This is a genomic window from Bacillus sp. F19 (assembly GCA_023823795.1).
In the GTDB taxonomy this organism is placed as follows: Bacteria; Bacillota; Bacilli; order Bacillales; family Bacillaceae; genus Bacillus_P.
Map to the genome: position 1 here is coordinate 2,040,053 of CP085710.1, position 19,784 is coordinate 2,059,836.

At 42.3% G+C, this 19,784-nt stretch carries 21 protein-coding genes; 20 read left to right on the forward strand and 1 reads right to left on the reverse strand.

From position 1 onward, the window contains the following. The 9 genes from fmt to spoVM all read left to right on the forward strand — a co-directional run bounded on the left by fmt (window position 1) and on the right by spoVM (window position 8,635). A complete protein-coding gene (gene fmt / locus LIT25_10345; GenBank protein ID USK35652.1) occupies window positions 1-957 on the forward strand; it encodes a methionyl-tRNA formyltransferase in 957 nt (318 codons plus the stop codon). Then, entirely contained in the window at window positions 941-2,287 is a 1,347-nt protein-coding gene (gene rsmB / locus LIT25_10350) for a 16S rRNA (cytosine(967)-C(5))-methyltransferase RsmB (GenBank protein ID USK35653.1), read from the forward strand. Before fmt ends, rsmB begins: the two co-directional genes overlap by 17 nt. Window positions 2,288-2,289: 2 nt before the next feature. Next, the gene (gene rlmN, locus LIT25_10355; GenBank protein ID USK35654.1) at window positions 2,290-3,381 is read left to right on the forward strand and encodes a 23S rRNA (adenine(2503)-C(2))-methyltransferase RlmN; all 1,092 of its coding nucleotides are present in this window, start codon (window positions 2,290-2,292) and stop codon (window positions 3,379-3,381) included. A gap of 4 nt (window positions 3,382-3,385) precedes the next feature. Continuing rightward, the gene (locus LIT25_10360) at window positions 3,386-4,147 is read left to right on the forward strand and encodes a Stp1/IreP family PP2C-type Ser/Thr phosphatase (protein USK35655.1); all 762 of its coding nucleotides are present in this window, start codon (window positions 3,386-3,388) and stop codon (window positions 4,145-4,147) included. Next, window positions 4,141-6,117 (forward strand): Stk1 family PASTA domain-containing Ser/Thr kinase, encoded by a 1,977-nt coding sequence (gene pknB / locus LIT25_10365; GenBank protein USK35656.1) that lies wholly within the window; start codon window positions 4,141-4,143, stop codon window positions 6,115-6,117. The genes LIT25_10360 and pknB overlap by 7 nt, the downstream gene beginning before the upstream one ends. Before the next feature lie 28 nt (window positions 6,118-6,145). Further along, a complete protein-coding gene (gene rsgA, locus LIT25_10370) occupies window positions 6,146-7,030 on the forward strand; it encodes a ribosome small subunit-dependent GTPase A (GenBank protein ID USK35657.1) in 885 nt (294 codons plus the stop codon). A 2-nt stretch (window positions 7,031-7,032) separates the two neighbouring features. Continuing rightward, on the forward strand, window positions 7,033-7,680 hold the full coding sequence (rpe, locus tag LIT25_10375) for a ribulose-phosphate 3-epimerase (protein USK35658.1): 648 nt from the start codon (window positions 7,033-7,035) through the stop codon (window positions 7,678-7,680). Window positions 7,681-7,774: 94 nt separating this feature from the next. Continuing rightward, window positions 7,775-8,416: a thiamine diphosphokinase gene (locus LIT25_10380; protein USK35659.1), complete on the forward strand. Its 642-nt coding sequence runs from the start codon at window positions 7,775-7,777 to the stop codon at window positions 8,414-8,416. A gap of 138 nt (window positions 8,417-8,554) precedes the next feature. After that, entirely contained in the window at window positions 8,555-8,635 is an 81-nt protein-coding gene (spoVM, locus tag LIT25_10385; GenBank protein ID USK36232.1) for a stage V sporulation protein SpoVM, read from the forward strand. Window positions 8,636-8,843: 208 nt separating this feature from the next. Here the strand turns inward: spoVM and rpmB are convergent, their stop codons facing one another. Next, window positions 8,844-9,032, reverse strand: coding sequence for a 50S ribosomal protein L28 (gene rpmB, locus LIT25_10390; GenBank protein ID USK35660.1), 189 nt, complete (start codon window positions 9,030-9,032; stop codon window positions 8,844-8,846). 277 nt (window positions 9,033-9,309) lie between these two features. On the opposite strand from rpmB, the gene LIT25_10395 reads away from it, so the two are divergent. From LIT25_10395 to rnc, 11 genes are all read left to right on the forward strand, one after another. Then, a complete protein-coding gene (locus tag LIT25_10395) occupies window positions 9,310-9,672 on the forward strand; it encodes an Asp23/Gls24 family envelope stress response protein (GenBank protein ID USK35661.1) in 363 nt (120 codons plus the stop codon). Window positions 9,673-9,689: 17 nt separating this feature from the next. Then, window positions 9,690-11,366 carry a DAK2 domain-containing protein gene (locus tag LIT25_10400; protein USK35662.1) on the forward strand — a complete coding sequence of 559 codons (1,677 nt, stop codon included), beginning with the start codon at window positions 9,690-9,692 and terminating at the stop codon, window positions 11,364-11,366. A 187-nt stretch (window positions 11,367-11,553) separates the two neighbouring features. Then, window positions 11,554-12,216, forward strand: coding sequence for an L-serine ammonia-lyase, iron-sulfur-dependent subunit beta (sdaAB, locus tag LIT25_10405; protein ID USK35663.1), 663 nt, complete (start codon window positions 11,554-11,556; stop codon window positions 12,214-12,216). A 37-nt stretch (window positions 12,217-12,253) separates the two neighbouring features. Continuing rightward, on the forward strand, window positions 12,254-13,144 hold the full coding sequence (gene sdaAA / locus LIT25_10410) for an L-serine ammonia-lyase, iron-sulfur-dependent, subunit alpha (GenBank protein ID USK35664.1): 891 nt from the start codon (window positions 12,254-12,256) through the stop codon (window positions 13,142-13,144). After that, a complete protein-coding gene (recG, locus tag LIT25_10415) occupies window positions 13,128-15,182 on the forward strand; it encodes an ATP-dependent DNA helicase RecG (GenBank protein USK35665.1) in 2,055 nt (684 codons plus the stop codon). Before sdaAA ends, recG begins: the two co-directional genes overlap by 17 nt. A gap of 112 nt (window positions 15,183-15,294) precedes the next feature. Continuing rightward, on the forward strand, window positions 15,295-15,894 hold the full coding sequence (fapR, locus tag LIT25_10420) for a transcription factor FapR (protein ID USK35666.1): 600 nt from the start codon (window positions 15,295-15,297) through the stop codon (window positions 15,892-15,894). Beyond that, window positions 15,878-16,876, forward strand: a complete 999-nt coding sequence (plsX, locus tag LIT25_10425) for a phosphate acyltransferase PlsX (GenBank protein ID USK35667.1) — start codon at window positions 15,878-15,880, stop codon at window positions 16,874-16,876. Before fapR ends, plsX begins: the two co-directional genes overlap by 17 nt. 13 nt (window positions 16,877-16,889) lie before the next feature. After that, the gene (fabD, locus tag LIT25_10430) at window positions 16,890-17,834 is read left to right on the forward strand and encodes an ACP S-malonyltransferase (GenBank protein USK35668.1); all 945 of its coding nucleotides are present in this window, start codon (window positions 16,890-16,892) and stop codon (window positions 17,832-17,834) included. After that, window positions 17,834-18,574 (forward strand): 3-oxoacyl-[acyl-carrier-protein] reductase, encoded by a 741-nt coding sequence (fabG, locus tag LIT25_10435; GenBank protein USK35669.1) that lies wholly within the window; start codon window positions 17,834-17,836, stop codon window positions 18,572-18,574. Before fabD ends, fabG begins: the two co-directional genes overlap by 1 nt. Before the next feature lie 93 nt (window positions 18,575-18,667). Then, window positions 18,668-18,901, forward strand: coding sequence for an acyl carrier protein (gene acpP / locus LIT25_10440; GenBank protein USK35670.1), 234 nt, complete (start codon window positions 18,668-18,670; stop codon window positions 18,899-18,901). 98 nt (window positions 18,902-18,999) lie between these two features. Beyond that, window positions 19,000-19,731: a ribonuclease III gene (gene rnc / locus LIT25_10445; GenBank protein ID USK35671.1), complete on the forward strand. Its 732-nt coding sequence runs from the start codon at window positions 19,000-19,002 to the stop codon at window positions 19,729-19,731. Window positions 19,732-19,784 lie beyond the last annotated feature (53 nt).

Consider the following 19,784-nt stretch of genomic DNA (forward strand, 5'->3'; position numbering starts at 1 on the left):
ATGACAAGAATTGTTTTTATGGGAACGCCTGATTTTTCTGTTCCTGTTTTAAAAAGACTGGTGGCAGAAGACTATGAAGTTGTTGGGGTTGTAACTCAGCCTGACCGTCCTAAAGGCCGCAAAAAAACGTTAACACCTCCTCCTGTAAAAGTAGAAGCGGAAAAGCAGAATATTCCTGTGCTTCAGCCGGAAAAAATAAGAGATAAAAAAGAGCTTGAGCAGGTGCTTGCTCTTAAACCGGACCTGGTCGTAACCGCTGCATTCGGTCAAATTCTGCCGAATGAATTATTAGAAGCGCCGCAGTTCGGCTGCATAAATGTTCATGCATCATTGCTTCCTGAGCTAAGAGGCGGAGCGCCTATTCATTATTCCATCCTTCAGGGCAAAAAGAAAACGGGCATCACGATCATGTACATGGTTGAAAAACTTGATGCCGGTGATATCCTGACTCAGGCAGAGGTGACAATTGAAGAGCGTGATCATGTAGGCACTCTTCATGATAAATTGAGTGCTGCCGGAGCTGATCTTTTGGCAGAAACGATGCCTGCACTGCTTGAAGGAAAACTGACTCCCCGCAAGCAGGATAATGAAAAAGCAACATTCGCATCAAATATTAAGCGAGAACAAGAGAAAATTGACTGGACGAAAAGCGGCCAGGAAATCTATGATCACATCCGCGGTCTCCATCCATGGCCGGTTGCCTATACCCACCTGAATGGCCAGGCAGTAAAGATCTGGTGGGGTGAAAAAATCCCAAATAAAAATACAGCAGCACCCGGTACAGTAATTGGAATCGATTCTGATGGTATTGTTGTGGCAACTGGAGACAGCACGGCAATCAAAATTACAGAGCTGCAGCCATCAGGGAAGAAAAAGATGAGCGGAGAAGATTTTTTGAGAGGCACGCAAATGCAAGCAGGAATAAAGTTGGGAGAGCAAAATGAAGAAAACAAATAATGTCCGTGAGGTTGCTTTAGAAACACTGCTGACAATTGAAAAAAATCAGGCGTACAGTCATCTTCTTTTAAATTCCATGATAAAGAAGAACCATGTGAAGGAAATCGACATTCCGCTGCTGACTGAAATGGTGTATGGAACCCTGCAGCGCAAGGATACGATTGATTTTTACCTGGCGCCGTTTATGAAAAATGCCAAAAAAACTGAACAGTGGGTAATGAACCTGCTTCGCCTTTCTGTCTATCAAATGGTTTATTTGGACCGTGTGCCGGAGAGGGCCGTATTATTTGAAGCGGTGGAGATTGCCAAATCCCGGGGACATAAAGGAATTGCCTCTTTTGTAAATGGCATTTTAAGGTCGCTTCAGCGTGAAGGTGTTCCAGCCTTTGATTCTATAAAAGATGAAGCGGAACGGATTGCTGTGGAAACAAGCCATCCTGTCTGGCTTGTTCGGCGCTGGATCGCCCAGCTTGGAGCCGGCGAGACAAGAAAAATGTGCGAGGCAAACTTAACACCGCCAAGCGTGACCGCACGTGTGAATCAAATGAAGCAATCACCTGAGGAACTGATGGAAAGGCTTGCTGAAAAAGGGATTCAAACCGAAAAAGGCGACCTTACAGATGAAGCAATTAAAAGCCTGAAGGGAAATCTTGCTAAAACAGAAGAATTTAAAAAGGGCTTCTTCACAATCCAGGATGAAAGCTCTATGCTCGTGGCAAGAACGCTTGGGTTGCAAAAAGGCGACAATGTGCTGGACGCTTGCGCTGCACCTGGAGGCAAATCAACTCATATTGCTGAGATTTTGGAGAACACTGGCTACGTCCATTCGCTTGATCTGCATGAGCACAAAGTGAAATTGATTAAAGAACAGGCAGACCGTCTTCAGCTCACCAATATCGAGACAGAAGCGCTGGACAGCAGAAATGCCCATACCCGCTTTGAAAACGGCCAGTTTGATAAAATCTTAGTGGACGCACCTTGTTCTGGGTTTGGTGTTATCCGCCGAAAACCGGACATTAAATATTCAAAAACGGAAGAGGATGTTAAGCGTCTGTCAGAAATTCAGCTGGCAATTCTTTCATCAGTCGCACCTTTATTGAAAAAAGATGGTACACTAATCTATAGCACATGTACAATTGATCATGAAGAAAATGGACAAGTCGTACAAGCATTTTTAGAAAAACACATGGATTACGAACTCGATCATTCATTAACAGACCGTTTGCCGAAGCCTGCAAAACAATTTGCTGCTGATGGACAGCTTCAAATATTGCCGCACTATTTTGGCACGGACGGATTTTATATAGCAAGCTTAAGAAAGAAGGTGTAAAAATGGAAGAAGTAAAACGAACTAAAAAAACAGTCATCAAAGATCAAGTAAAACCTTCCATTTATTCTCTTGAACTCGGAGAATTGCAAAACTGGTTAACAGAGAAAGGCGAAAAGCCGTTCAGAGCTGCACAAATTTTTGACTGGCTTTATATAAAAAGGGCAGCCTCTTTTGAAGAAATGTCAAATCTATCCAAAGCGCTAAGAAGCAAGCTTGATGAACATTTCGTATTAACCACACTTAAGACTATTATTCAGCAAACTTCAAATGACGGCACAATGAAGTTTTTATTTGAACTGCATGATGGTTATTCAATAGAAACAGTTCTGATGCGCCATGAATATGGAAATTCCGTTTGTGTCACAACACAAGTCGGCTGCCGGATTGGCTGTACGTTCTGTGCATCTACACTTGGCGGATTAAAACGCAACTTAGAAGCAGGAGAAATCGTTGCTCAGGTCGTAAAAGTACAGAAGGCACTTGATGAGCTGGGAGAACGTGTGAGTCATGTGGTCATTATGGGAATAGGCGAACCATTTGACAATTATGATGAAATGATGGGATTCCTTAAAATCATTAATCATGATGATGGATTAAATATTGGAGCCCGCCATATTACTGTTTCAACGAGCGGGATCATTCCAAAAATCTATAAATTTGCAGATGAACACCTGCAAATTAACTTTGCCGTTTCTCTGCATGCACCAAACACAGAGCTGAGAAGCCGTTTAATGCCAATCAACAAGGCGTATAAGCTTCCTGAGCTTATGGAAGCCATTGAGTATTATGTGAATAAAACAGGCCGCCGTGTGAGCTTTGAATATGGTTTATTTGGCGGAGTAAATGATCAGGTAGAGCACGCTGAAGAGCTCGCGAAGCTTATTAAGCATCTCAAATGTCATGTGAACTTAATTCCGGTCAACTATGTGCCTGAACGAGACTATGTCAGAACTCCAAGAGAACAGATTGATCTGTTTGAAAAGACATTGAAAAAACGCGGCATAAATGTAACGACCAGACGAGAGCAGGGACACGACATTGATGCAGCATGCGGTCAGCTTAGAGCGAAGGAGCGCAAAGAAGAGACGAGGTGACTTCATGGAAACCGTTATTGTAACAGACAGGGGAAAAGTAAGGCAGCATAATGAAGACAGTGTTGGCGTCTTTAAAAATGAAGACGGAGATGTGCTGGCAGTTGTTGCAGATGGTATGGGAGGTCACTTAGCAGGGGATGTTGCAAGTCAAATGACGATTGCAATACTGAAAGAAATGTGGGAATCAGCTTCCCGCATTTCTTCTCCTGACCTTGCTGTTAATTGGCTTAAAGAGCATATCGAAAAAGTTAACTCTATTTTACTGGAACATGCATTGACGCATCCCGATTGCAAAGGCATGGGTACAACGGTTGTTGCAGCTGTATGTACCGGAAGCTTTGCTACAATCGGCCATATCGGCGACAGCCGGGGATATTTATGCAATACTGACGGTTTTAAACAAATTACAGAGGATCATTCCCTTGTAAATGAACTCGTGCGTTCAGGACAGATTTCAAAGGAAGATGCAGAACATCATCCGCGAAAAAATGTTCTTGTCAGGGCTTTAGGTACTGAAGAACACGTTGAACTTGATCTAACATCCATTTGTCTGGAGGAATCAGATATCCTGCTTTTATGTTCAGATGGACTATCCAACAAAGTTGGCGAGAGTGAAATGAAGCAGACATTAACTTCGCTCGGGTCACTTAACGAGATTGCATTGTCTTTGGTCAATCAGGCAAATGATAATGGGGGAGAGGATAATATTTCACTCGTCATCGTCAAACAGCCGTCTGAAATCAAAGAGGGTGATCAGACGTGTTAATTGGCAAGCGATTAAGCGGCAGGTATAAAATTCTTCGGGTTATTGGCGGCGGAGGAATGGCGAACGTATATTTGGCGCGGGATATGATTTTAGATCGCGATGTTGCAATGAAAGTCCTAAGATTTGATTTTTCAAATGACGATGAGTTTATTAAGCGATTCAGACGTGAGGCACAATCAGCAACAAGCCTTGCACATCCGAATATTGTCAGTATATTTGATGTTGGGGAAGAAGACGGCATCTACTATATCGTCATGGAATACGTTGAAGGAAATACGTTAAAACAATACATACAGCAATATGCACCGCTGCATCCCAGAGAAGCCTTAAATATAATGGAGCAGATAGTATCTGCAATCGCACACGCCCATGAAAATCATATCGTTCATCGTGATATAAAGCCGCATAACATTTTGATCGATCCGCATGGAAATGTGAAGGTAACCGATTTTGGCATCGCAATGGCATTAAGCTCCACAACGATTACCCAGACAAACTCTGTGCTCGGTTCTGTACATTATTTATCGCCTGAGCAGGCCCGCGGAGGAATGGCGAATAAAAAATCAGATATTTATTCCCTGGGGATTGTTCTTTTTGAACTGCTGACCGGCAGACTGCCTTTTGACGGAGAATCTGCTATTTCAATTGCGCTGAAACATCTGCAGTCTGAAACACCTTCAGCTAAACGGTGGAATGCTACGATTCCGCAGAGTGTTGAGAACATTATTTTAAAAGCAATGGCAAAGGATACCTTTCACAGATATGAATCTGCTGAAGAAATGGAAGAAGATATTTCAACTGCGCTTAAACCAGAGCGTCTGAATGAAGAGAAATTCGTTATTCCGGAAGATAATGAAGCAACAAAAGCGATTCCGATCATCACGGATTCAAATATGTATGAAAAAACCGATGACACCCTTGTCCGCCCTCATGAGAATAGTGGTACAGAAGCATCAAAGAAGCCCTTAAAAGAAGAAAATAAAAAAGGCAAAAAAGAGAAAAAGAAAAAAGGCAAGGCTGGCAGGATCATACTGACAATCTTTCTTCTGCTTTTGGTCTCAAGTGTTGCCGCGGTAACGCTTCTTCCTACACTTCTTATGCCAAAGGATGTTGAGGTACCGGATTTAACGGGAATGAAGTATGAAAAAGCGGTTGAACAGCTGTTTGCTGATGGGTTTGTTGTGGATGATCCAATTCATATAGAAGATGAAGAAATTCAGGAAGGCTTTGTTGTTAAAACAAAACCGGAAGCCGGCAAAACTGTAAAAGAAGGAGACACAATCATCATATATGAAAGCTCAGGGAAAGAGAAGGTGGAGCTAGATGATTATGTTAACCGTGATATTAACCGTGTCCGGGATCTTCTTGTAAGAAAAGGGTTTACAAACATTAAAGTGGAAGAAGAATTTAATGAAACAGCTGCTGGAACGATTTTAGAACAGGATCCTGAACCTGGAGTGGAGGTTATCCCAGGAGAAGATGAACTGGTCTTAACGGTTAGCAAGGGACCTGAGGAGTTTGAGCTTCAGGATTTAACAGGTTATTCAGAAGAAGCTTTAAATGCTTATATTGAAGAAAATGATCTTGAATTGGTCAGGAAAGATGTTTATTCAGACACGGTCAGCAAAGGAGAAGTCATCTCTCAATCTCCTGCACCATCTGAAAAAGTACTCCCAGGAGATACGCTTGAAGCGAAAATATCGCTTGGTCCGGAACCAATGCCAATTCAAAAAGTAAAGAAAACGATTGAAATTCCTTATCCGCCAGAGCTTGCAGGACAGCCAGCCGAGGTCAGTATTAACATAGATGATGCAGAGCATTCTATTTCAGATGTATACGATAAGTTTACTACCACTGAAACGACTTCGCGTGAAATAGAATTTTCGATTGCTCCTGATGAGAAGGCTTTTTATCAGGTTATCATCGAAAATAGGGTAGTGAAATCCGAAATTATTCCATACCCTGAGTAATTGTCTGCAGCAATCAAGGAGGAAATGTATGCCTAAAGGCAAAATTATTAAAGCGTTAAGCGGATTCTACTATTGTCTTGACGGAGAGCGGACGATTCAGTGCCGCGGCCGCGGTGTTTTCCGTAAAAACAAAGTAACACCGCTGGTTGGAGACGAAGTCATTTACGATTATGAAAATGAACGTGAAGGCACTATACAGGAGGTACTGGACCGGAAAAACGAGCTTGTCCGTCCTCCGATTGCAAATGTCGATCAGGCCATCCTTGTTTTTTCTGCTGTTGAGCCTGATTTCAGCACAGTGCTTCTTGACCGCTTTTTAGTCCTTATTGAATCGAATGATATTGAGCCGATTATTTGCATCAGCAAAACAGATCTAATTGAAGACGAAAAACAGAAGAATGAGATTTTAGCCTATGCGGATGATTACCGCAAAATGGGATATGAAGTGAGACTGACTTCTACACTTGAGGCTGATGGCATCGCCGAACTGCTGCCATTGTTAAATGACCGCATCTCAGTATTTGCCGGCCAGTCCGGTGTTGGAAAATCATCTCTTTTAAACGTGCTGCGCCCTGAACTTGCCCTTAAAACCAGTGACATCTCCTCTCACTTGGGACGAGGAAAGCATACGACAAGGCATGTAGAGCTTATTCCAGTCGGATCCGGATTAGTCGCAGATACGCCTGGCTTTAGTTCACTTGAATTCATGAATATTGAAGCAGAAGATCTGTCTTATTGTTTTCCGGAAATGAGAGAAAGAAGCGATCAATGCAAATTCAGAGCCTGCACACATGTGTCAGAACCAAAATGCGCGGTTAAGACAGCAGTGGAAAATAATGAAATCCCGAAATACCGGTATGACCATTATTTGAGCTTTATTGAAGAAATTAAGGATAGAAAGCCGAGGTACTAACCATGATTAAAATTGCACCATCGATTCTTTCAGCTGATTTTTCCCGCCTTGGAGCAGAAATTGAAGATGTTGAAAGAGGGGGAGCGGATTATATTCACGTCGATGTGATGGATGGGCATTTTGTACCTAATATCACAATCGGTCCGCTGATTGTCGACGCAATCAGACCGGTGACAAAGCTCCCTTTAGATGTTCATTTAATGATTGAGAATCCTGACGCTTTCATCGGTCCGTTTGCTAAAATGGGTGCGGATATCATTTCTGTTCACGCAGAAGCATGTCCGCATTTACACCGGACCATTCAGCTTATTAAGTCTGAAGGTGTAAAAGCAGGGGTTGTTCTTAATCCCCATACACCCGCAGATGTCATTAAACATGTTCTCGATGACCTTGATCTGGTTCTTCTTATGACAGTGAACCCTGGATTCGGCGGCCAATCTTTTATTCATTCTGTCCTGCCGAAAATTACGGAAGTAGCAGAAATGGTGAAGGAACGCGGGCTGCAGACGGAGATCGAAGTAGATGGCGGAGTAAATGCAGAAACAGCTAAGCTTTGCATAGAAGCAGGAGCAAATGTGCTGGTAGCAGGTTCAGCCATATACAATCAGCCGGACCGCATGAAAGCGATACGTGAAATAAGGAACGCTTAAGAACCGCTTTTGCGGTTCTTTTTTTAAGAATTCAATCGATAAAAAGAAATCATAATAATATTATGTAAACTATAAATAAGCAAGGATGAATAAAATGAAGTCAATTTACATTGTTGCAGGCGGACCGAAAAAGTATATACCATCCTTATCCAGATATGATGCGGATCCTGTTATCTGGATTGGTGTCGACAGGGGAGTTATCTACCTTCAGGAAGCAGGTATTACACCTGCTAGAGCATTTGGCGACTTTGATTCTATTACAGACCAAGAACGTGAGGATTTAACAAAATCGTCTCTGAATATAGACTTATTTCCGCCTGAGAAGGATCAAACAGATACGGAGATTGCTTTAGAATGGGCAATTTTGCAGGAGCCTGGTGAAATACTTCTCTTTGGTTCAACCGGGGGAAGACTCGATCATTTTCTTGCCAATACGCAGCTGCTTGCAAAGTATCCGAATGCACCGATTAAGATCATTGATCATACGAATGAAGTTACAGTGCATCTGCCAGGCACTTATAAGGTTGGGAGAGAAAGCAGTTATCCGTATATTTCGTTTCTTCCTGTAAGCGGGGAAGTAAAAGGCATAACCCTTGAGGGCTTCAAATATCCGCTGTTAAATTGTCATATTAAGCTTGGCTCTACATTATGTATTAGTAATGAACTTATTCTTTCGTTCGGTACTTTTTCATTTGAGCAAGGCATATTAATGATGGTAAGAAGTACTGATGAATAACTTCTGGAGCGTTTTTTAAACTATGATGTTTAAAAAAATAATCGGGGCTGCAATGCTTCGCATACGATGAAGAATGGAAAAAACAGATCCGCTGAATCTTTCATCATCATTTTGAACGAATGGCTGAGGAGGGAAAGTATGAAATTTTATACGATCAAATTACCGAAGTTTTTAGGTGGCATCGTTCGGGCGATGCTGGGCTCGTTTAAAAAAGATTAAGAGCAGAAGCAAAGCGCCCTGGTCATTCAGGTAAAATAGAAAATGGCCAAAGAAGGCGCTTTTTGCCTTTTTGGGCCATTTTGGGATCTTTAAGAATATAAAAAAAGCACCGCCCTTTAGCGGTACTTTTTTCATATGTTTTAAATCCCGTCCTGAATTCGTTCGAAAATCTATAGAAATGAACGGGTCAAAAGCTTAAAGCTTTTGATTAAACACGCTCAACTTTACCAGATTTTAAAGCTCGAGCAGATACATATACGCGTTTTGGTTTGCCGTCAACTAAGATACGTACTTTTTGAAGGTTAGCACCCCAAGTACGTTTTGAAGCGTTCATTGCGTGAGAACGTGCGTTTCCAGAACGTGTTTTTTTACCAGTGATTACGCATTTACGTGCCATCGTATTCCCTCCTAACTGCAAAAAACCTTTCCAATTCAAACATACTAATCTTGTTTGTCATGAGATACTTTAATAATTTATCACAACTCCTTTCGGAATGCAATAGTTCTTGCTTTTGCTTTCAAGAATTTTTCCTTGACATACATGAATATTTCATGCTGAATAATACTATAGGGAAAGATGTCCCGTGGCAGTGCTATAGAATAACTTTTAAAAATCTCTTGTATATAGTAAAATAGCTTTAGCCTATGCGAACAATACCAAAGGGGGAACAATCATGTCCATTGAGATGAAAACAAAGTACGGACAAATTGACATATCCAACGAAGTCATTGCAACTGTTGCAGGCGGTGCAGCAATTGACTGTTATGGCATTGTCGGAATGGCATCAAAAAATCAGATTAAAGACGGCATCACTGAGATCTTAAGAAAAGAAAATTTCAGCCGCGGAGTTATTGTCCGCCAAGAAGAAGATCATATCAATATTGATATGTACATTATCGTCAGCTACGGAACAAAAATCTCTGAAGTGGCTCATAATGTTCAAACGAAAGTGAAGTACACACTGGATAAAACAGTTGGACTAGCTGTTGATTCAGTCAATATTTTTGTTCAGAGTGTTCGTGTAACGAACCCGTAGTAAGGAGGAAAAAGTCCGTGTCAATTACAACCTTAGATGGAAAACGTTTTGCGGAAATGATTTTGCAGGGAGCAGGTCACCTGTCAAACAATGCAAAATACGTTGATGCATTAAACGTTTTTCCTGTTCCGGACGGAGATACTGGAACAAATATGAACCTTTCGATGACCTCAGGTGCGAAAGAGGTTAAAAATAATGTTTCTGAACACATTGGCAAGGTCGGTGCAGCACTCTCAAAAGGCCTATTAATGGGAGCACGCGGGAATTCAGGTGTTATTCTGTCCCAGCTGTTCAGAGGCTTTTCAAAAGCGATTGAATCAAAAAGCGTGATTACAAGCGCTGATTTTGCAAACGCGCTTCAGGCTGGTGTCAACACTGCTTATAAAGCGGTTATGAAACCTGTTGAAGGTACGATTTTAACCGTTGCCAAAGACTCTGCCCAAAAAGCGGTTGATACAATTGAAGCTGATTCATCTATTTCAATTGATCAATTAATGGAAGCGATTTTAACAGAAGCTAAAGCATCTTTAGAGAGAACACCGGATTTATTGCCTGTACTTAAAGAGGTCGGAGTAGTCGACAGCGGAGGACAGGGTCTTGTATTTGTATATGAAGGTTTCCTTGCTGAGCTGAGAGGCGAAAAAGTGTCAAATATTAAGGTTACTGCTTCGATGACTGATCTTGTAAGTGCTGAACATCATAAAAGTGTAGCTTCCCACATCAATACAGAAGACATTGAATTTGGCTACTGTACAGAATTCATGGTGCGGTTTGAAGATGACAAAGACGCTTTTACTGAGGAAACGTTCAGACAGGATCTCAGTGAGCACGGTGATTCTTTATTAGTTATTGCTGATGAAGAAATCGTTAAAGTACATATTCACGCAGAATATCCTGGACAGGTATTAACATATGCCCAGCGTTATGGAAGCCTGATCAACATGAAAATTGAAAACATGCGCCAGCAGCATACAAGTTTGCTTGATAACGTCCCGTCTATGCCTGCAGCTGAACCTGTTTCCAAAAAGAAAGAAAAACAAAAATTCGGCATCGTTGCCGTGACAATGGGGAAAGGCATTGCTGATCTTTTCAGAAGCATCGGCTCTCATTCTGTCATTGAAGGCGGACAAACGATGAACCCAAGCACAGAGGATATTGTTCAGGCCATTAAAGATGTTCATGCAGAGAATGTCATTATCCTGCCTAACAATTCAAACATTGTCATGGCTGCTCAGCAGGCGGCTTCTGTTGTTGATGATCACGTAATTGTTATTCCTTCAAAAACAGTGCCTCAAGGAATGGCAGCAATGCTTGCCTTCAATTCTTCAGCATCTGCAGAAGACAATGAAGAAAACATGAAGGACGCTCTGGGCTCTGTCAAGACAGGTCAAATTACGTACGCTGTCCGCGATACGAATATTGACGGCCTTGATATTGAAAAGGGCGATTTTATGGGAATCGCAAATGGCAAAATTGTAACAAAGGATACAAACCAATTAGCCTCTGCGAAAAAACTTCTCGAAGCCATGATTTCAGAAGATGATGAAATTCTTACAATTCTTCAAGGTGAAGATGCTGCTGATGATGAATTGCAGGAATTGGTGCAATTCATTGAAGAAAAATATACAGAAATAGAAGTAGAAGTTCATAAGGGTGAACAGCCTTTATATTCTTACATCTTTTCAATTGAATAATACAATAAAAGTAGAAGGGGGTTCCCCCTTCTATTTCTTATGTAAGCTGAAATTTCATAAGCTTTCCTTATCTTTCTTTTTTCCAGTATGATTACGTTTTCGCAATGGATCATTTTCTGGTAAACTGAGATTTGCAGGGGAGAATTAGATTTTGTCAGTAACTTTTTTCTAATCTTAGGGGGATTTTATGAAATATAGAAGTGTATTTGATATCATTGGACCCATTATGATCGGCCCGTCAAGCTCGCATACAGCAGGGGCTGCAAGAATCGGGAGAGTAGCACGGAGCCTGTTTGGAAGAGAGCCGAAGTGGGCGGCTATTTCGTTTTACGGCTCGTTTGCCAAAACCTTTAAAGGACATGGCACAGATGTAGCCATTATCGGCGGATTGCTTGATTTTGACACATTTGATGAAAGAATAAAAACATCTTTAGAGATTGCAGATCAAAAAGGAATGAAAGTAACCTTCACTGAAGAGGAAGCCATAACCGATCATCCGAATACAGCACGTGTCATCATTGGCGACGATCAAGGCCAGCTTGAGCTGGTGGGAATCTCAATCGGCGGCGGGAAAATTGAGATTACTGAACTGAACGGGTTTGAATTGGAATTATCAGGAAATCATCCTGCCATATTAGTTGTTCACAATGACCGTTTTGGCGCCATTGCAGCTGTAGCGAATGTTCTGGCGAAATATGCGATTAATATTGGCCATATGAATGTAGCACGCAAGGAAAAAGGCAAGCTAGCTTTAATGACAATTGAAGTAGATCAAAACATTGATACCGCTGTACTGGATGAACTTAAAACACTGCCGAATATTCTTCAAGTAACGAAAATAGCAGATTAAGCTAAAAAGAAGCAGTGATGTGACTGGGGGAAAAAACATGTTTCGAAATGTAGCAGAACTAGTCGAACTTGCAGAAAGCAAGGGCGTTAAAATAGCAGAAATTATGATTCAGCAGGAAATGGAAATGACCGGAAGAACACGCGAGCAAATTTTGTCCATGATGGATCAGAATTTAACGGTAATGGAACAAGCCGTTGAAAAGGGACTTGCCGGGGTGAAATCTCATTCAGGGCTGACTGGAGGAGACGCTGTTCTCATGCAGGCCTATATTCAAAAGGGGAATTTCCTTTCTGGAGAAATTATTCTGGATGCCGTCAGTAAAGCGGTTGCCACAAACGAAGTTAATGCTGCAATGGGAACAATCTGCGCAACACCTACTGCAGGATCAGCGGGCGTTGTTCCAGGTACTCTTTTTGCTGTGAAAGCTAAATTAAATCCAAGCAGAGAACAAATGATTGATTTTTTATTTACGTCTGGTGCTTTTGGATTTGTTGTTGCAAATAACGCATCTATTTCTGGAGCTGCCGGAGGCTGTCAGGCTGAAGTCGGATCTGCTTCAGGCATGGCTGCAGCTGCCATAACGGAGATGGCAGGCGGCACACCTAGCCAGGCTGCAGAGGCTATGGCTATTACTCTGAAAAATATGCTCGGACTAGTTTGCGATCCGGTAGCCGGTTTAGTAGAAGTTCCGTGCGTAAAAAGAAATGCTATGGGTGCTGCAAATGCAATGATCGCTGCTGACATGGCTTTGGCAGGCATTACGAGCCGCATACCATGTGATGAAGTGATTGATGCGATGTTCCGCATTGGGCAATCCATGCCGACTGCTCTTAAAGAAACAGCACAGGGAGGACTGGCGGCAACTCCAACCGGCCGTGAACTCGAGGCGAAAATTTTTGGGATATCGCTTGATGAACGCGGACAATAATCTCATGCAGCCTGTCAGTGCCGTAAAGGGAATAGGGGCGGAGTCTGAAGAGATCTTAAATGGAATGGGCATTTATACAGTAAAAGACTTAATTGAATATTTGCCATATCGTTATGAAGATTATCGCCTGAAGGACTTAGCGGAAGTACAGCATGATGAACGGGTGACAGTCGAGGGGAAGGTTCATAGTGAACCTTCTCTTGCCTTTTTCGGCAAAAAGAAATCAAGGCTGACTGTTCGGGTTCTCGTTGGAAGATATTTAATCAGCGCCGTGTTTTTTAACCGCCCATATTACAAAAAGAAGCTTGTGCTGCAGTCCACCATTACCATCTCCGGAAAATGGGACAAACATCGGCAGACGATTTCCGTCAGTGAAATCGTATTTGGTCCTCAGGCAAAGCAGCATGAAATTGAACCGGTGTACTCTGTTAAAGAAAAGATAACAGTCAAAACGATGAGGAAATTCATCAATCAGGCATTGAGTCAATACGCTTCTGACATAACGGATATGATCCCTCTGCAGCTGATGGCAGCCTATCGTCTGCCGCCTAAAAGAGAGGCGATTTTTACGATGCATCATCCATTGAAGCATGAGGATTTAAAGCATGCAAGAAGATATTTTGTCTATGAGGAATTCCTCCTGTTTCAACTGAAAATGCAGGCTTTGCGAAAATTTCAGCGGGAGCAGTCGCATGGAATTATCCATCAGATCGATCCATTGCAATTAGACGGATTTACGGAATCACTCCCGTTTCCGCTAACAAATGCTCAGCAAAGGGTTGTCAGTGAAATTTTAACCGACATGAAGTCAAATTACCGCATGAATCGCCTCCTTCAGGGAGATGTAGGTTCAGGTAAAACCGTAGTTGCGGCCATTGCCATGTATGCCGCTCATTTATCCGGCTATCAAGCTGCTCTGATGGTGCCGACGGAAATTTTAGCAGAACAGCATGCAGAATCACTTGCGCAAACCTTCAGCAGCTTCCCTGTAACTGTCTCCTTGCTGACTAGCTCAGTGAAAGGGAAAAAAAGAAGAGAACTGCTGCAGAGAGCTGCAGATGGTGAAATCCAATTTATAGTCGGAACACACGCCTTGATTCAGCAGGATGTCCATTTTGCAAAGCTTGGACTTGTTATAACAGATGAACAGCATCGCTTTGGTGTTGAGCAGAGAAAAGTGCTGCGCGCTAAAGGAGAAAATCCGGATGTCCTGTTTATGACAGCTACTCCAATTCCGAGAACGCTTGCCATCACGGCATTTGGAGAAATGGATGTCTCTGTGATCGACGAACTTCCGGCTGGCCGAAAACAAATTGAAACGTATTGGGTTAAGCACGAAATGCTAGACCGCATTCTTCGTTTTATTCATAAAGAGCTTCAGGCGGGAAGACAGGCTTATGTTATCTGTCCCCTTATCGAAGAGTCGGATAAGCTTGATGTTCAGAATGCAATCGATGTTCACGGCACCCTCGTTCATTTTTATAAAGACAAATGGAATGTAGGGCTGATGCATGGCAGACTGACAAGTGCAGAAAAAGATGAAGTGATGAGAGAGTTCAGTGAAAACCGGGTTCAAATTTTGGTTTCGACAACCGTTGTTGAAGTAGGAGTCAATGTACCTAACGCGACTGTTATGATGATTTATGATGCAGAGCGCTTCGGACTTTCACAGCTCCATCAATTAAGAGGACGAGTAGGAAGAGGAAGCTCACAGTCTTACTGTATTCTGCTTGCAGATCCAAAATCAGAAACCGGCAAAGAACGCATGCGGGTTATGACAGAAACAGCGGATGGTTTTGAGCTGTCAGAGAAAGATCTGGAACTCAGAGGCCCTGGAGACTTTTTTGGCAGAAAGCAAAGCGGTATGCCTGAGTTTAAAGTGGCTGATATGGTTCATGATTACCGTGCGCTTGAAACCGCCCGGAGTGATGCGGCAAAGCTCGTTCAATCCGAAGCTTTCTGGCAGTCGGATGATTACTGGGAGCTCAGAGAGTATCTGGAAAAAACAGGTGTTGTTGATGGTGATAAATTAGATTAATAGAATACGAAAACATAGAAAGCAGATTGCATTTGGACCTTGCAATCTGCTTTATTTGATTATATACTACTATTAGTACCTAGTCTTAAGAGTGCGGACGGTGTCAGACTAAATGAGAAAATCAAAAAAAGAGCGGCAGTCGATGCTGCAGCAGACTATAAATGAAACACCTTTTATTACCGATGAAGAGCTCGCGGATAAATTCAGTGTCAGCATACAGACAATCAGGCTAGACCGGCTTGAGCTTTCCATTCCTGAGCTTCGCGAACGAATTAAGCATGTTGCTGTCAAGCAGCTTGACGATGAAGTGAAATCACTTCCTTTAGAAGAAGTAATCGGCGAAATTATCGATCTTGATCTTGATTCCTCTGCCATTTCTATGTTTGAAGTGAAAAAGGAGCATGTGTTTGTCCGGAATCAAATCGCACGCGGCCATCATTTATTTGCTCAGGCGAATTCACTGGCAGTTGCGGTAATAGATGATGAACTGGCTTTAACGGCTAAGGCGAATATTCGTTTTACAAGACCGGTTAAAGAGAAAGAAAGAGTGATCGCAAAAGCTAAAGTGATAAAAGTAGATGAAGATAAAGGAAGAACGACTGTTGATGTGAACAGTTATGTAGGAACTGAGCTGGTTTTCTCAGGCACATTTGACATGTATCGATCAAAAACGATGAAAAAGGCAGGTTTCAGCAATGAAGATCGCAATTGATGCAATGGGAGGAGACAATGCTCCTAAAGCAATCGTAGAAGGTGCAATGAAAGCTGTCACTCTATTTAACGATATTGAGATTATCTTATACGGTAAAGAAGCTCTTATAAAAGAACATCTTTCAAATCCGGAAAGAATTACAATTGTACATACTGATACCGTTATTGAAGGAACAGATGAACCTGTCAGAGCGGTGAGAAGAAAAAAAGATGCATCAATGGTGCTGATGGCGAACGCTGTAAAAGAAGGACAGGCTGATGCCTGTATATCTGCCGGGAACACCGGTGCATTAATGACAGCAGGTTTGTTTATAGTTGGAAGAATTGATGGAATTGAAAGGCCAGCATTGTCGCCCACACTTCCAACCATTGAAGGACAAGGGTTCTTAATGCTTGATGTTGGGGCAAATGTTGACGCAAAGCCTGAGCATTTGCAGCAATACGCAATCATGGGCTCTATTTATGTCAAAAAGGTCCGCGGCCTTTCAAACCCAAGAATCGGTTTGCTGAATGTCGGCACAGAGGACAAAAAAGGAAATGAGCTGACAAAAGCAGCATTTCAATTACTGAAAGAATCCGATTTAAACTTTATTGGAAACGTTGAAGCAAGAGATCTTCTTGACGGAGTAGCTGATGTCGTTGTTACGGACGGATTTACCGGCAATGTTGCTCTAAAAACAATAGAGGGAACAGCGCTGTCCGTATTTAAAATGCTGAAGTCAGCACTGACCAGCAATATGAAATCTAAACTTGCAGCAGCAGTATTAAAGCCGCAATTAAAAGAGATTAAAGTGAAAATGGATTACTCTGAGTACGGCGGTGCCGGATTGTTCGGCCTGAAAGCGCCGGTTATTAAAGCGCACGGTTCTTCAGATCCGAACGCTGTCTACAATGCAATCCGCCAGGCGCGTGAGATGGTAAATAACGACGTCTGCAAAACCATTCAGAAAACAATTGAAAAAACGAACTCTGTTCAAGCCTGAGAGGAGATAGAATATGAGTAAACTAGCCTTTATTTTTCCTGGTCAAGGGTCGCAGACCGTCGGCATGGGGAAAGATCTGTATGATGAAGTTGAAGCAGCGCGCAGTGTATTTGCAGCTGCAGATGACAAGCTTGGTTTTCAGCTTTCTGAGTTAATCTTTGAAGGTCCGCAAGAAAAGCTGACATTAACATACAACGCACAGCCGGCTCTGCTGACAGCAAGCATCGCTTTATTGGAAAAATTGAAAGAAAGCGGGATTCAGCCGGATTTTGTTGCTGGACACAGTCTTGGAGAATACACAGCACTTGTTGCAGGAGGAGTTCTTTCCTTTGAAGATGCTGTATATGCTGTCAGAAAACGCGGAGAATATATGAACGAAGCAGTTCCTGCAGGTGTCGGAGCTATGGCAGCCATTCTGGGAATGAATTCAGATGAGCTTCGCGAAGTAACAGATCAAATCACAAACGATGGTTTCTCTGTACAGCTTGCGAACTTAAATTGCCCTGGTCAGATTGTCATTTCAGGAACAGCTGAAGGCGTGGAAAAGGCATCTGCATTAGCAAAAGAAAATGGCGCGAAAAGAGCGATCCCGCTTGATGTGAGCGGTCCGTTTCATTCAGAGCTGATGAAGCCTGCTGCAGAAAAGTTTAAAAGCATACTTGATGAGGTTAGCCTTAGCGATGCTTCTATACCTGTGGTGGCAAATGTAACGGCAGCGCCTGTAACAAGCAGCGCAGACATAAAAACCCTGCTTGTCGAACAATTGTTTTCACCAGTAAGGTGGGAACAATCGATCGGCGAAATGATTGAACAGGGTGTTACGACATTTGTTGAAATCGGTCCTGGAAAAGTTCTTTCAGGATTAGTGAAAAAAATCGATCGCAAGGTGAACACGATTGCTGTATCTGACTTAGCGTCAATCGAAGCTGCAATCGAAAAGCTCAGGGAGGTCAAATAATGGTTGAAGGTAAAGTGGCATTAGTTACTGGAGCATCAAGAGGAATCGGCCGCGCGATTGCACTTGAACTGGCTCAGAATGGTGCAAATGTAGCTGTAAATTACGCTGGGAGCGAAGCGAAAGCGAATGAAGTTGTTGATGAAATAAAGGCACTCGGCAGAGAAGCATTTGCCGTTCAGGCAGATGTCAGCGACAGTGATGCTGTAGCTGCTATGGTAAAAGCTACAGTGGAGCAATTCGGCAGACTGGACATACTAGTTAACAATGCCGGCATTACAAAGGATAATCTGCTGATGAGAATGAAAGACTCTGAATGGGATGATGTCATTAACATCAATTTAAAAGGTGTTTTTCTCACAACAAAAGCAGTTACCCGCCAAATGATGAAGCAGCGTCAAGGACGAATCATCAATATTGCATCCATTGTAGGAGTTAGCGGAAATCCTGGTCAGGCGAATTATGTAGCGGCAAAAGCTGGTGTTATCGGCTTAACGAAAACAGCAGCTAAGGAGCTTTCATCGAGAAATATTACCGTCAATGCCATCGCACCCGGGTTTATTACAACCGATATGACGGATAAATTGACAGAAGAAGTGAAAAATGAAATGCTGAAGCAAATTCCGCTTGCCCGGTTTGGCGAGCCATCCGACATTTCAAATGCAGTAACGTTTTTAGCTTCTGATAAAAGCAGCTATATCACAGGGCAAACGATCCATATTGACGGCGGAATGGTCATGTAAAAAAGATTTAGAGGTCTTCTTTTGGATTCTCTGATTTCGGCTAGTTTTTTAATAGGATATACACTATAATACTTTGAGGGGAGGTGAAATGTTATGGCAGATGTAATGGCTCGCGTAACGAAAATTATCGTTGACCGTCTTGGTGTTGATGAGGCTGAAGTAAAAATGGAAGCTTCTTTTAAAGACGATTTAGGTGCGGATTCCCTTGATGTAGTAGAACTTGTTATGGAACTTGAAGATGAGTTCGATATGGAGATTTCTGATGAAGATGCAGAAACAATTGCAACAGTGGGAGACGCTGTGAACTACATACAAAGTCAACAGTAATGTTGCATTTAAAGTCCCGTTTTAAAGCGGGACTTTATCCCTTTTAAAACATGGAACAAAAATGAAAAGATGCGTTTGTTTAAGTGATGGAGGTACCTATGCCGAAGATGAATTACAGAGAGAGAAGATCGTTTGTCAAAAAAGCAGAATTCAAACAATTTCAAGAACAAATTGGCCATACATTCCAAAATGAAAGACTTTTGTATCAAGCCTTCACACATTCATCCTATGTGAATGAGCATCGCAAAAAGCCTTACGAGGACAATGAACGACTGGAATTTTTAGGAGATGCGGTTTTAGAATTAACGATTTCTCAGTTTTTATTTAAGAAATATCCAACAATGAGCGAAGGTGATTTAACAAAGGTCCGTGCAGCTATTGTATGTGAGCCGTCGCTTGTAGCATTCGCAAATGAATTATCATTTGGAAAGCTTGTACTGCTTGGTAAAGGTGAAGAAATGACTGGCGGAAGAGCTAGACCTGCTCTGCTGGCAGATGTTTTTGAAGCATTTATCGGAGCTTTATATTTGGATTCAGGGCTTGACCCTGTCGTTGCCTTTTTAGATAAATGTGTATTTCCTAAAATTAATGATGGTGCTTTTTCTCATGTGATGGATTTCAAAAGTCAGCTGCAGGAGTTTGTTCAAAGAGACAGCAAAGGTTCTTTGGAATATAAAATTCTTCAGGAGAAAGGCCCTGCCCACAATCGTGAGTTTGTAGCCACTGTCTCTTTAAATGGAGAAATTCTCGGAACCGGAAACGGCAAATCAAAAAAAGCGGCTGAACAGCATGCCGCCCAGGAAGCATTAACAAAATTGAAACCTCATTAAGATGAATTAACCCCCGGAAATCAGGGGGTTCTCTTTATGTTCGGCAGTTTTCA